Annotated in this window: 11 protein-coding genes; 10 read left to right on the forward strand and 1 reads right to left on the reverse strand. The window is 75.3% G+C overall.

The features are described from left to right. Nucleotides 1-18 precede the first annotated feature (18 nt). The 6 genes from ACFYZS_RS24500 (at nucleotide 19) to ACFYZS_RS24525 (ending at nucleotide 7,227) form a co-directional block, all read left to right on the forward strand. Nucleotides 19-1,815: an FAD-dependent oxidoreductase gene (locus ACFYZS_RS24500; RefSeq protein ID WP_389016322.1), complete on the forward strand. Its 1,797-nt coding sequence runs from the start codon at nucleotides 19-21 to the stop codon at nucleotides 1,813-1,815. After that, on the forward strand, nucleotides 1,812-2,639 hold the full coding sequence (locus ACFYZS_RS24505) for an SDR family NAD(P)-dependent oxidoreductase (protein WP_389016325.1): 828 nt from the start codon (nucleotides 1,812-1,814) through the stop codon (nucleotides 2,637-2,639). The genes ACFYZS_RS24500 and ACFYZS_RS24505 overlap by 4 nt, the downstream gene beginning before the upstream one ends. Nucleotides 2,640-2,665: 26 nt before the next feature. Then, nucleotides 2,666-3,598: an aromatase/cyclase gene (locus ACFYZS_RS24510; RefSeq protein ID WP_389016327.1), complete on the forward strand. Its 933-nt coding sequence runs from the start codon at nucleotides 2,666-2,668 to the stop codon at nucleotides 3,596-3,598. A 101-nt stretch (nucleotides 3,599-3,699) separates the two neighbouring features. Next, complete coding sequence (locus tag ACFYZS_RS24515) at nucleotides 3,700-4,656, forward strand: aromatase/cyclase (protein ID WP_389016329.1); 957 nt, start codon at nucleotides 3,700-3,702, stop codon at nucleotides 4,654-4,656. A 167-nt stretch (nucleotides 4,657-4,823) separates the two neighbouring features. Next, complete coding sequence (locus ACFYZS_RS24520) at nucleotides 4,824-6,614, forward strand: condensation domain-containing protein (protein ID WP_389016332.1); 1,791 nt, start codon at nucleotides 4,824-4,826, stop codon at nucleotides 6,612-6,614. Nucleotides 6,615-6,684: 70 nt separating this feature from the next. Continuing rightward, nucleotides 6,685-7,227, forward strand: coding sequence for a GNAT family N-acetyltransferase (locus tag ACFYZS_RS24525; RefSeq protein WP_389016334.1), 543 nt, complete (start codon nucleotides 6,685-6,687; stop codon nucleotides 7,225-7,227). Nucleotides 7,228-7,230: 3 nt separating this feature from the next. Here ACFYZS_RS24525 and ACFYZS_RS24530 read toward each other — a convergent pair whose 3' ends face one another. Continuing rightward, on the reverse strand, nucleotides 7,231-7,509 hold the full coding sequence (locus ACFYZS_RS24530) for a PqqD family peptide modification chaperone (RefSeq protein ID WP_389016337.1): 279 nt from the start codon (nucleotides 7,507-7,509) through the stop codon (nucleotides 7,231-7,233). 265 nt (nucleotides 7,510-7,774) lie between these two features. On the opposite strand from ACFYZS_RS24530, the gene ACFYZS_RS24535 reads away from it, so the two are divergent. From ACFYZS_RS24535 to ACFYZS_RS24550, 4 genes are all read left to right on the forward strand, one after another. Next, the gene (locus ACFYZS_RS24535; protein WP_389016340.1) at nucleotides 7,775-8,071 is read left to right on the forward strand and encodes an antibiotic biosynthesis monooxygenase family protein; all 297 of its coding nucleotides are present in this window, start codon (nucleotides 7,775-7,777) and stop codon (nucleotides 8,069-8,071) included. Further along, nucleotides 8,061-8,879 (forward strand): acyltransferase domain-containing protein, encoded by an 819-nt coding sequence (locus tag ACFYZS_RS24540; protein WP_389016343.1) that lies wholly within the window; start codon nucleotides 8,061-8,063, stop codon nucleotides 8,877-8,879. Before ACFYZS_RS24535 ends, ACFYZS_RS24540 begins: the two co-directional genes overlap by 11 nt. A 279-nt stretch (nucleotides 8,880-9,158) precedes the next feature. Next, nucleotides 9,159-10,970: an acyl-CoA dehydrogenase gene (locus ACFYZS_RS24545; protein WP_389016346.1), complete on the forward strand. Its 1,812-nt coding sequence runs from the start codon at nucleotides 9,159-9,161 to the stop codon at nucleotides 10,968-10,970. A 16-nt stretch (nucleotides 10,971-10,986) separates the two neighbouring features. Continuing rightward, nucleotides 10,987-11,823, forward strand: a complete 837-nt coding sequence (locus ACFYZS_RS24550; RefSeq protein ID WP_389016349.1) for a 4'-phosphopantetheinyl transferase family protein — start codon at nucleotides 10,987-10,989, stop codon at nucleotides 11,821-11,823. Nucleotides 11,824-12,026 lie beyond the last annotated feature (203 nt).

Consider the following 12,026-nt stretch of genomic DNA (forward strand, 5'->3'; position numbering starts at 1 on the left):
CAGCAGAGGAGCAACCACGTGGCGAGCAGTACCGGCACACCGTCCGGGGCGGCCGGGTCCGCCCGGGTCCTGGTGGTGGGGGCGGGCCCCGTGGGCCTGACCGCCGCCCATGAACTGGCCCGGCGGGGGCTGCGCGTACGCCTCGTCGACGGGGCCCCCGGACCGGCCCGCGAGAGCCGCGCCGTGGCCGTCCACCCGCGCACCCTGGAGACCTTCGACCAGATGGGCCTCGTGGACGGGGTCCTCGCCCGGGGCCGCAAGAACCGGGCCTTCACCATGTACGCGCGGGGCAGCCGGCTGGTGCGCCTCGACGCGGACTACGCGTCGATGCCCACCCGCTTCCCGTACAGCCTGATCATCGCCCAGACCGAGACGGAGGCCGTGCTGCGCGAGGCCCTCGCCCGGCTCGGCGTCACCGTGGAGTGGGGGGTGCGGCTGGACTCGTTCACCCAGGACGAGGACGGCGTACGGGCCCGCCTGGAGCACCCCGACGGCGCCATCGAGGAGTACGAGGTGCCCTGGCTGGTCGGGTGCGACGGCGGCCACAGCACCGTGCGCAAGCAACTGGGGCTGCCCCTGCTCGGCGAGTCCAGCGAGACCTGGGCCCTGGCCGACGCACCCGTCTCCACCGACCTGCCGCCCGACACCATCTACTGGGTCCACACCGGCAGCCAGGCCCTGATGATGGTCCCGTACCAGCGCGAGGGGTACTGGCGGCTGCTCGACACCGCCCCCGGTGCGCGGCCGGAGGGCGAGGACGTGGCGCGGCGCTTCTCGGAGAAGCTCGGCGCCGGGCTCGGCCGCCCGGTGCGGGTCGGCGAACCGGAGTGGACCTCCGTGTTCACCTTCCAGCAGCGCATGGTGCCGCGCATGCACGACGGCCGCTGCTTCGTCGCGGGCGACGCGGCCCACGTGCACAGCCCCGCCTCCGGGCAGGGCATGAACACCGGCGTCCAGGAGGCGTACAACCTCGCCTGGAAGCTGGCGATGGCCGCCCGCGGGCAGGCGGGGCCCGAGCTGCTGGCCACGTACGGGCAGGAGCGGGTGCCGATCGGGAAGGCGCTGATCGGATCGACCCGCAAGGCCACCTTCCTGGTCCAGTTCAAGAACGCCCTCGCCGGGGTGGCGCTGCCCGTCGTCTTCACCTTCGTACGGAACATCGCGCCGCTGCGCCGTGCCATCCAGCGCAAGGTGCTCGGCGGCATGTCCGGGCTGCGGCTGTCGTACGGGGACAGCCCGCTGAGCACCGCCGATCCGCTGGCGGGGCTGCCCGTCGGCTCCCGGGCGGCCGCGGCGGCCGCCCGGCGCGGGGACCCGGGCTCCGAGGCGCTGCGCGCCGAACTGCGCGACACCCGCTGGTCCCTGGTGTGGGAGGCGGGCGGTCCGGGCGCGACCCTGCGGGCGGTGGCGGCCGCGACGGCCCGCGCGCACCCCGACTGGCTGTCGGTACGGACGGTGGGCGACGGGGCGCAGGGCCTGCCCGACGGGACGCAGGGCCTGCCCGACGGACCCGACGTGCCCGACGGCCCCCGTCCGCTGGCCGATCCCGACGGGGTGCTGCGGCGCGCGCTGGGGCTGCGGCCGGGCGGCTGGCTGCTGATCCGGCCCGACGGCTACGTCGCCGCGGGCGGCGCCGCCCTGACGGAGCGCGCCCTCGCGCGGGCCCTGGCGCCGCTGGGGCGGCCGGCGGAGGCCGCCGCTGCGGAGCCCGCCGCGGCAGGACCCGTACCGGGGCTCGACCCCGCGTCCACCGCACCTCCAGAGCTCCGCGACACGGTCGGAGTTCCACCACGGGTACTGGAGGCGCACCGATGACGACAACGTCCACGACGACAACAGGGTCGGCGCCGTCGGCGGCGCCGCGGAAGCCGGTCGCGCTCGTCACCGGCGGCACGAGCGGCATCGGCCTGGCGGTCGTACGGGACCTGGCGGGCCGCGGGCACCGGGTGTTCCTGTGCGCGCGGACCCCGGAGAACGTGAAGCGGACCGTCGAGGAGCTGCGCGCCGAGGGCCTGGACGTCGCCGGCGCCGCCGCCGACGTCCGCTCCCGCGAGGCGGTCGCGGAGCTGGTCGCCGCCGCCGTGGCGGAGTGGGACGCCCCGGTCTCCGTCCTGGTCAACAACGCCGGGCGCAGCGGCGGCGGTCCGACCGCCGACATCAGCGACGAGCTCTGGTACGACGTGATCGACACCAACCTGAACAGCGTCTTCCTGCTGACCCGGGAGGTCCTCAAGCGCGGCGGCCTCGGCGGCGCCCCGTGGGGCCGGATCATCAACATCGCCTCCACGGCGGGCAAGCAGGGCGTCCTGCTCGGCGCCCCGTACTCGGCGTCCAAGCACGCCGTGGTCGGCTTCACCAAGGCCCTCGGCAAGGAGCTGGCCCCGGCCGGGATCACGGTCAACGCGGTGTGCCCGGGCTATGTGGAGACCCCGATGGCGCAGCGCGTGCGGGCCGGCTACGCGGCGGCCTGGGACACCACGACCGAGGACGTGCAGGAGCAGTTCGAGGCGAAGATCCCGCTGGGGCGCTACGCGACCCCGCAGGAGGTGGCGGCCATGGTCGGCTACCTGACCACGGACCTCGCCGCGTCCGTCACCGCGCAGGCGCTGAACGTCTGCGGCGGGCTGGGCAACTTCTGATGGCGGCCGAGCGGGTGCACCGTAGCGTGCACGAGACCGAGGTGGCCGCCCCCGCGGGCGTGGTCTACGGACTGATCGCGGACCCCGTGCGGTGGCCCTTGTACTTCCCGCCCAACGTGTACGTGGAGCGCCTGGAGTTCGACGGCGCGAGCGAGCGGCTGCGGATGTGGGCGACGGCGAACGGCCGGGTCAAGTCCTGGACCTCGCGCCGGGTGCTCGACGCGGCGGCGCGGCGCATCGAGTTCCGCCAGGAGGTCCCCGCGGCCCCGCTGTCGGCGATGACCGGCACCTGGATCGTGGAGCCGCTGGGCGCCGAGCGCTCACGGCTGGTCCTGCTGCACGACTTCTCGGTCGCGGGCGACCGGGCCGAGGACGTCGAGTGGGTCGAGCGCGCCACCGACACCAACAGCCGGGCGGAGCTGGCCAACCTGGCACGGCTCGGCGAGCGCTGGGGCGGTCTCGACGACCTCGTGATGTCCTTCGAGGACACCGTGCGCGTGGACGCCCCGCCGGAGCTCGTCTACGCCTTCCTTGAGCGCGCCGAACAGTGGCCGCGGCTGCTGCCGCACGTGGCGAGGCTGGAGCTCACCGAGCCCGAGGAGCTGCCCGGGGTCCAGGTCATGGCCATGGACACGCTGACCGCGGACGGGTCCGCGCACACGGCGGAGTCGGTGCGCGTGTGCTTCCCGGCCGCCGGCCGCATCGTCTACAAGCAGACCCGCACCCCCGCCCTGATGTCCGCGCACACCGGGGTGTGGACGGTCACGGGCGGTGCGTACGGCTCGACGGTCACCTCGCAGCACGGGGTGGTGCTCCGGGAGGAGGCGGTCGCCGGGGTGCTGGGCGCGTCGGCCGACCTCGCGGCGGCCCGCCGGTACGTGCGCGAGGCGCTCGGCCGCAACAGCACGGCGACGATGACGTACGCGAAGCAGTACGCGGAGTCGGCGCTCGCGCGCTGAGGCGCGGCGACCGCGTTCCGGACCGGGCTCCAGGTCGTCTCGACCGGAGCTCCGGCCGGGACGGACAGACTCTGGATCACTTGTGACGGAAAGGTGTGGCGATGTCGGTCCAGCAGGTGCACCGCACGTCCTATTCCGTGGACGTCAACGCGCCCGCGGGCGTGGTCTACGGGCTGATCGCGGACACGACCCAGTGGCCGCTGTACTTCCCGTCGAGCATCCACGTCGAGCGGCTCGACTTCGACGGATCCCGGGACCGGTTCCACATGTGGGTGACCGCGAACGGGACCGTCAGGTCCTGGCTCTCGCGCCGGACCCTGGACGCGACCCGGCTGCGGATCGACTTCCGCCAGGAGGTCCCCGCCGCCCCCGTCGTCTCGATGGGCGGCAGCTGGATCGTGGAGCCGCGGGGCACCGCGCGCTCGCGGCTCGTCCTGCTGCACGACTTCGCGGTCGCCGGCGACCGGCCCGCCGACGTCGACTGGACGAAGGAGGCCACCGACACCAACAGCCGCGCCCAGCTGGCCACGCTGAAGGAGGCCGCGGAGGGCTGGACCCGGCTCGACGGCCTGCTGCTGTCCTTCGAGGACTCCGTACGGATCAAGGGCTCGGCCGATCTGGCCTACCAGTTCCTGTACGAGGCCGCCGACTGGCCGGACCGGGTCCCGCACGTCTCGCGCGTCGCGGTGACGGAGGACGCGCCCGGGGTGCAGCTGCTGAGCATGGACACGGTGACCGCCGACGGGGCCGCGCACACGACGGAGTCGGTGCGGGTGTGCTTCCCGGCGGCCGGCCGGATCGTCTACAAGCAGACCGCGACCCCGGCCCTGATGGCCGCGCACACCGGAGAGTGGTCGCTGGTGCCGGACGAGAGCGGGGTCACCGCCGTCGCGCAGCACAGCGTGCTGCTGCGGGAGGAGGCCGTCGAGCGGGTGCTGGGACCGGGCGCGGACCTGGCCGCGGCCAGGACGTACGTCCGCGAGGCGCTCGGGCGCAACAGCCTCGCGACGCTGGGGCTGGCGAAGCGGCATGCGGAGACCGCCATCCGCATGCTGTGAGCCCGGGCCGCGTCCTGCGGTCCCTGCCGGGCCGGGCGGGACTGTGCGCAGACACCGCCCGGCTCCACCGGAACTCCGGCGGCGTGTCAGGAGCGCGTCAGCGAAACGTGGGAACCCCGCGCATACTCGACCCCTTTGAAGTCCGAGGCCGAGACGAGGGGGAGAGGATGAGCGTCGGTTCCGAGCAGGCCGGCCCGCCCGCACACCCCGGACCCGCACGTTCCGGGCCCGGACTGCCCGCGTCCGCCGGGCAGCGCGAGGTGCTCCTCGACGCCATGGCCGCCCGGCCGGACTCCGGGCTGCACGTCGGACAGTCGCACTGGCGCTGGTACGGGCCGCTGGACACGCGGCGGTTCCTGGCCGCCTGGCAGTGCGTGTACGACCGGGAGGCCGTGTTGCGGGCCGCGTTCGCGCCGTACGGGGCCCGGGGCGGGCCGCGGGTCGTCGTACACCGGCGGGTCGTGCCGCAGCTGGTGCGCCATCCGTACGGATCCGCCGACTGGCAGGCGCTGCTCGCGGGCGAGCGGCGGCGGGGCTTCGAGCCGACGCGGCCCGGACTGCTGCGGATCGCGCTGCTCGACGAGCAGCCCGGCCCGGCGGGGCCGACGCGCGTGATCCTGACGTACCACCACGCCGCGCTCGACGGGCGCAGCGTACGGCTGCTGGTGCGCGCCTTCGCCCGGGCCTATCTCGCGGAGGGGGGTGCCGCCGGCGGTGAGCGGCGCCCGGACCTGCGCGACCACCTGCGCTGGCTGGCGGGCCGGGACCGCGCCCCGGCCCGCGCCTTCTGGTCGGCGGCCGCGCCGCCGGCGGGCTCGGCCACGCTGCCGCCGGGGGGCGGCGGCGCGGCCGGGGTCCGCACGACGGTACGGCTCGCCCCGTACGAGGCCTCGCTGCTGCGGGACTGGACGGCCGGGCAGGGCGTGACGGAGAGCACCGCCCTCCAGGCGGCCTGGGCCCTCCAGCTGCGCCGGTCCGTACCGGCCGGCGGCCCGGTCCCGGTGGCGTTCGCGACGGCCGTGTCCGGCCGCGGCATCCCCCTCGACGGCGCCTGCCGGCTGCCGGGACCGCTGACCACCGCGCTGCCGGTGTCGGTGGAGGTGGACCCCGACCGGCCGTTCAGCCGCCTGCTGTCCGATCTCGCCGACCGGGCGCTGGAGCTCTCGACGTACGAATGGGTCTCGATGGGCCAGGTCCGGGCATGGAGCGGCCGGACCCCGGCCACGCCACTGGCGCGGACCGTGCTGTCCTTCGACCCCCCGCCGCCGGCGGACGCGGACCCGCTGGACGAGGAGCTGGCGGCCCAGGGCATACGCCTGACGGAACCGGAGGCGGTGGCCACCCCCGGTGGCCACGCCCTGTCCCTGACGGCGCACCACGACCGCGAGGGCGGCCTGGTGCTGACGGGCGTGCAGGACCGCACCGGGCTCGTGGACGCCCGCGCAGCCGTCCACGGCACGGCGCGCCTGCTGCGCGGATTCCCCACCACCGACCGCCGGTCGACGACGGTGGCGGAAACCCTCCGCCTCCTGGGCCCCTGGCCCCCGCCCGGGGACGCGCATCCGGCCGCCGACCGGCAGCCCGCCGGGGCCGCGGGGCTGGTCGTGCTGCGGCAGGCGGCCCGGCGCGGGGCCGGGGCCGTCGTCCTGGTCCCGCCCCCGGGCGGACCCGCGGGCTGCTACTCGGCGCTCGCCCGGATCCATCCCTGGGACGGGCAACTGGCCGTTCTCGACACGCCGGTGGACGCCGCGGGCTGCCTGGCGGCGCTGCGCCCGGTCCTTGCGGCGGGCGAGCCGCTGGTGCTGGGCTGCCGGCCGGCCGGAGCCCCGCTGGCCCATGAGATCGCCCGCCGCACGGCGGCCTTCGGCTGGCCCGCGCCCGCGGTCGCCGTGGCCCCGGACACGGAGTCCCTCTCCCGCGCCCTGACGGCGGCCGCGACGCGCCGGGCCGTGCCCTGACGCGGGGCCGCCGCGGCGCGGTCGCCTTATCGGTTTGCGGCCGGTCGGAGCGGTCGGATAGGAAGCTCACATGCTCAGTGGCACCAAGGTCGGGCTCAGGGCCCGGCACGAGGAAGACATCCCGCTCCTGCGGACCGGGCTCTACGACGACGTGGTCAACGGCTCGCGGGCCGAAGGACGGCCGTGGCGGCCGATCACGCCCGGCTCGAAGGACCCGCGGCTCGTCGTGGACGACAACGAGCACGGGCGCGTCCCGTTCTCCGTGGTCGATCTGGAGAGCGGCACCCTGGTCGGCATGGCGAACCTGTGGGGCATCGACAACCACAACCGGTCCGCGCACATCGGGCTGGGCCTGCTGCCGGCCGCTCGCGGCAAGGGCTACGGCACCGACGTGGTCGCCGTGCTCTGCCACTACGGCTTCGTCGTGCGCGGCCTGCAGCGGCTGCAGATCGAGACGCTGTCGGACAACGACGCGATGCTGCGCTCCGCCGAGCGCAACGGCTTCGTCCGCGAGGGCGTGCTGCGTTCCTCGGCCTGGGTGCTCGGCGAGTTCGCGGACGAGGTGCTGCTCGGACTCCTCGTCGAGGACTGGAAGTCCGCCCGGAAGGCCTGACGGTCAGGCGACGGCGTGCAGGAGGCCCGCGTCGCGCATCTCCTCCACCCAGATGTCCAGGTCGGCGCGGGCGTTCTCGGGGACCGTGTTCCAGAGGCGGGCCAGGAGATCGGCCGCGGCCGCGGTGTCGCCGTCGTGCTGGCGCAGGGCGATCCACATCGCCGTGCCCACCGGGCCGCAGCGGTAGCTCTCCGGTCCGCCGGTGGACGCGGCCAGCAGCTCCAGGCGGCCGTCGGCGTCCACGGAGGCGACACGCACCCCCGGCATCGGTCGGATGCGCACGGGCACCTCCAGGGCCAGCGGTCGAGGAACCCTCAAGCTATTACGGAAATCCGGCAGGATCCATGGAGGCCCCCGCATTCTGGGGTTCCCCCTCGCACACCCCCTGTACGGCTGATTCCCGGAGTTAGGGGGGTGGCCGTCCGCGCCCGGGGAAGGATCCTCCGAGCGGGCTGGAGGAGTGGTCGAGCCGTCTTCCAGGGCTCTTCGAGCCGCGCCGCCGAGCGTGGCACCCGGACCCCAAGACCCGCAGACCCGAGGAGCCCCCATGGTGACCTTCGTCAACAAGCTGACCGTGCACGGTGACATCGACCGGTTCCTGGCCGTCAAGGACCGGCTGACCGCCTATATGAGCAGCCAGCCCGGCTACATCGGACACGAGGCCCTGCGCCACCTCGGCGACGAGCGGGTCTTCCTCGAACTGGCCGTGTGGGAGGACGCCGCGGCCCACGCCAACGCCGTCCGCAGCGAGCAGTTCCAGGCCCTCGTCAAGGACCTCGGCCCGCTGGCCACCCCCGAGCCCGGTCTGTACGAGACCGTGGAGGCGGCGCCCGGTGTCCGATGACGCGGCCGCCCTCCTCGCCCGCCGGCCACGCCGGCCGCGCCCGCCCCGGCGAGCGCCCGCCCCGCCCCTGACCGTCCTGTTCACCGGCCACGCGGGCCGCCGCCTCGCCCTCGGCCGCGAGCTGTACTGCTCCGTCCCCGCCTTCCGGTCCGCGTACGACGGCGTACGCGACGCACTGGACCCCTGGCTGCGGCTGCCGCTGGCCGCCGTGGTCTTCGCCCCCGAGGGCGGGGTGGACTCGGGCCTGATCCGCCGGGCCGAGTTCGCCCAGCCGGCGCTGTTCGCCTTCCAGGTCGCCGTGTACCGGCTCTGGCAGAGCTGGGGCCTGCGCGCCGACGCCGTCGCCGGCCAGGGCGCCGGCGAACTCTCCGCCGCCCACGTGGCGGGCGTGCTCACCCTGGCCGACGCGGCCCGGCTCGTCGCCGCGCTCGGCCGCCTCGTCCCGCCACGGCCCGCACCCGGCGCCGCGCGGGCCGCCGAGGCCGAGTTCCTGAAGGCGGCCCGCGAGAGCGCCACCGCGCCGCGGACCGTCCACCTCGTCTGCACGGCGACCGGCCGGGCCATCGGCCCGGGCGCCGGCGAACGCCCCCTGCGGCCCGAACGGCTGCTGCTCCAGACCCACCAGGTCATCCGTACCGCGGACGCCGTCCGCACCCTCGAGGCGGCCGGGTTCACCCGCCCCCACCCCTGCGGGCCCGACCCCGAGGACACGCTGCCCGGCTGCGAACTGCGCGCCGCCCGGGCCGTGCTGCTGCACATCGAAGGGCCCGAACGGACCGAAGGACAGGCCGCAGGCCGCCACCGGTGACCCCGGTGGCCGGTCTCCGGCGCCTCCCGGACGCCGCTGTACGACGCCTCAAGCGGGTGTCGAGCGGATCCCCGCACGCTGAAGAGCCGCAGGAGCCGTGACACGGCAGGTCTCGTGACACCGCAGGGACCCGTGACACCGCGGGACCTGTGACACCGCAACACCCGTGACACCGCAGGACCCGTGACACCGCAACACCCGCAACAGAGGACGGACCAGCCCCGCGGACTGCGCGCAGCAGGCCGAGAGTCCCGGACGAAGGAGCTGATCTCCGCCGCCATGGCCACCACCACCGAGACCCCCACGCGTCGTCCCGAGAACGGGGCCGCCCGCGGCGCCGACGCCCGCGGTGCCGCGGGCCGGGCCGCCGGGCGCGCCGCCGAGGAGACCGAGGCGCTGCGCCGGGCCGCGCGCCTCGAAGCCCTGCTCGGCGACCCGTACGACCCCGCCAACCCGCACGGGCTCGGCGCCCTGTTCGCCGCCGACGAGCGGCGCGAGCCGCCCGCGGCCACCGAGCGGCTGCTCGTCGGGGCGGGCCTGGGCGCGGAGTTCGTGCCCGCCGAGTTCGGCGGCCGGCTCACCCGCGCCGACCTGCTCGTCAAGGTGCTGCGCCCGGTCTTCCGCCGCGATCTCGCCCTCGGCTTCGGCTCCGGCATCACCTCGCTGTTCGCGACCTCCGCCGTGTGGTCGGCCGGGAGCACGGCCCAGCGCCGGGCCACCGCCGACGTCCTGCTCGGCGGCGGGCGAGCCTCGATCGTCCACCACGAGCTGGCCCACGCGAACGCCATCCTGCGCGACGAGTTCACCGCCGCCCCGCTGGCCGGCGGCGGCTTCTCGCTCAACGGCCGCAAGGACGTCATCATCAACGCCGCCCGGGCACAGGCGTACGTGGTCTACGCCCGGACCGACCGCGCCCGCAGCCCGCTCAGCCACTCCGTCCTCCTGCTGGACCCGGACGAGCTCACCGCCGCCGGCGGCCTGACCCGGCTGCCGCGCGTCGCCACCGCCGGCATGCGCGGATCCCTCTTCTCCGGACTGCGGTTCACCGACTGCGAGGTCCCCGAGGGGGCCCTCGTCGGCCGCGTCGGCGAAGGCGTCGCCCTGGCGCTGCGCACGTACCAGGTCAACCGCTGCGTCATCGCCGCGACCGCCGTGGCCGCCGCCGGCACCGTCCTGCACTCCGCCGTACGGGCCGCCACCACCGGCCGCAGCCGTCCCGTCGCCCGCCGCTTCCACAAGCCGCTGGCCGGGGTCTTCGCCGATCTGCTGGCCTGCGACTCCATGGCCACCGTCGCGCTGCGCGCCCTGAGCCTGCTGCCCGACCGAACCCACGTGCTCGCGGCGGCCGTCAAGTACGTGGTCCCCGACCTGCTGCGCGAGAGCCTGGAGGAGCTGGCGGCCGTACTCGGCTCGCGCGGCTACCAGCACGGCACGCCCGAGTACGGGGCGCTGGACAAACTCTCGCGCGACCTGCCGGTCGCCGGGCTCGGGCACGCCGGGACCGCCGCCTGCCAGGCCGTGATCGTGCCGCAGCTGCGGGCGCTGGCCGAGCGGGCCTGGTTCAAGGAGGAGGAGCCGCCGTCCGAGCTCTTCCGGTCCGGCGCGGGCCTGCCGCACCTCGACTACCGGCTCCTCGGCATCGCCGACGGCGGGGACTTCCTCGCCGCCTCCCTCGTCGGCTCGGCCGCCCGGCTCGCGGAGGTCCGCGGGGTGGGCGGGCAACTCGCCGTCCTCGCCGACCTGGCCGAGGCGTTCGTCACCGAACTGCGGGCGCTGCGCGAGCAGTGCCGGGCGATCCCGCCGGGCGCGGCCGCCCTGGCCGACCCCGCGTGGTGCGTGCTCAGCGACCGCTACGCGCTGGTGCTCGCGGCCGCCGCGGTCCTGGGGACCTGGGAGGGACAGGACGGCAGCGAGCCCTTCCTCGCCTCGCCCGCCTGGGCGGTGCTCGCGCTGACCCGGATCGGCGGCCGGCTCGGCATCCCGGTGCCGGAGCTGCCCGACGACTGCCTCGGCCAGGTGCTGGAGGAGCTCGTACGCCGCTACCGGGCGGGCCGCAGCTGCGACCTCGACGCCGCCGAGCTGGCCCAGTGACCGGAGGGGACACCTGATGAATTGGCACAATTCGCCGCTGCTGAGCGTGCCCGTCCACGCGGCGGGGCCCGACGGGCCCTGGGCGGAGGTGGCCGCGGGCATGACCCGACGCGGCAACGCCTCCGTGTACACCACCTGGAAGGAGTGGCCGGCCGAGCCGGGCTCCGGGGCCGCGCTGCGGATCCTGCTGGGCCGCGACTGGGCGCGCTACCGGGACACCGCCGACGCCACCGCCCGGCACCGCTTCGTGGCCTCCCGGCTGGCGATCCGGTACACGGCCGCCGCGGCGCTCGGCTGCGGGCCCGCCGAGCTGGACCTCTCGTACAAGCCGGGGGGCCGCCCCTACCTGCGCGGGTTCGACCAGATCGACCTGAGCCTGACCCACACCGACGATCTGATCGCGGTCGGCATCAGCCGCAACGGGCGCATCGGCGTCGACACCGAACCGGCCGACCGCAGGCTGTCCTTCGAGCTGCTCCAGGACCAGGTCTGCACCCCGGCCGAGCGCGCCGAGCTCGCGGCGCTGGGGGAGCGCGGACAGACGGCCGGCATGCTGCGGCTGTGGACGCTGAAGGAGGCGTACACGAAGGCGCTCGGACTGGGCCTGCGGATGGGCTTCGCCGAGTTCGGCTTCGCCACGGCGAGCAGCGGGGAGACCGGGCTGCTCACTCCCGACGGCTCGCCCGCCACGCACGGCGAATGGGCGTTCGGAACCTATCCGGTGGCCGGGCGCTACCTGCTCAGCGTCGCCTGCCACGACGCCGGGCTGGACACGTCCCGCGACAGCTCGGTGTCCACCATGCTCGACGAGGGGTTCGTCGGCATGGTGTCGGCGCTGCTCCGGCCGGCCTGATCCGCCCCGAGCCCGTCCTGGCCTCGCCGACCCCTCTGACCCCCCTGACCCCGCCTGATGCGGGCCCGATCAGGGCGGCTGTCTTGAATCACCCTGAAATGCGGGCAGTTCCACGCGGAATTCGCCAACTTCCATGTGGAATAAGACACTCCGGGGCTTGGGGCATGTCGTTTGACTTGTTTTTACCTTAGAATTGACCTCGA

The sequence above is a fragment of the Streptomyces sp. NPDC001903 genome, from assembly GCF_042891345.1.
GTDB lineage: Bacteria > Actinomycetota > Actinomycetes > Streptomycetales > Streptomycetaceae > Streptomyces.

Excerpts from the sequence above, each read along its gene's own strand:
- ACFYZS_RS24545 (WP_389016346.1), top strand. The coding sequence starts at position 9,159 with ATGGCCACCACCACCGAGACCCCCACGCGTCGTCCCGAGAACGGGGCC.
- ACFYZS_RS24505 (WP_389016325.1), top strand. The coding sequence starts at position 1,812 with ATGACGACAACGTCCACGACGACAACAGGGTCGGCGCCGTCGGCGGCG.
- ACFYZS_RS24515 (WP_389016329.1), top strand. The coding sequence starts at position 3,700 with ATGTCGGTCCAGCAGGTGCACCGCACGTCCTATTCCGTGGACGTCAAC.
- ACFYZS_RS24535 (WP_389016340.1), top strand. The coding sequence starts at position 7,775 with ATGGTGACCTTCGTCAACAAGCTGACCGTGCACGGTGACATCGACCGG.
- ACFYZS_RS24525 (WP_389016334.1), top strand. The coding sequence starts at position 6,685 with ATGCTCAGTGGCACCAAGGTCGGGCTCAGGGCCCGGCACGAGGAAGAC.
- ACFYZS_RS24550 (WP_389016349.1), top strand. The coding sequence starts at position 10,987 with ATGAATTGGCACAATTCGCCGCTGCTGAGCGTGCCCGTCCACGCGGCG.
- ACFYZS_RS24520 (WP_389016332.1), top strand. The coding sequence starts at position 4,824 with ATGAGCGTCGGTTCCGAGCAGGCCGGCCCGCCCGCACACCCCGGACCC.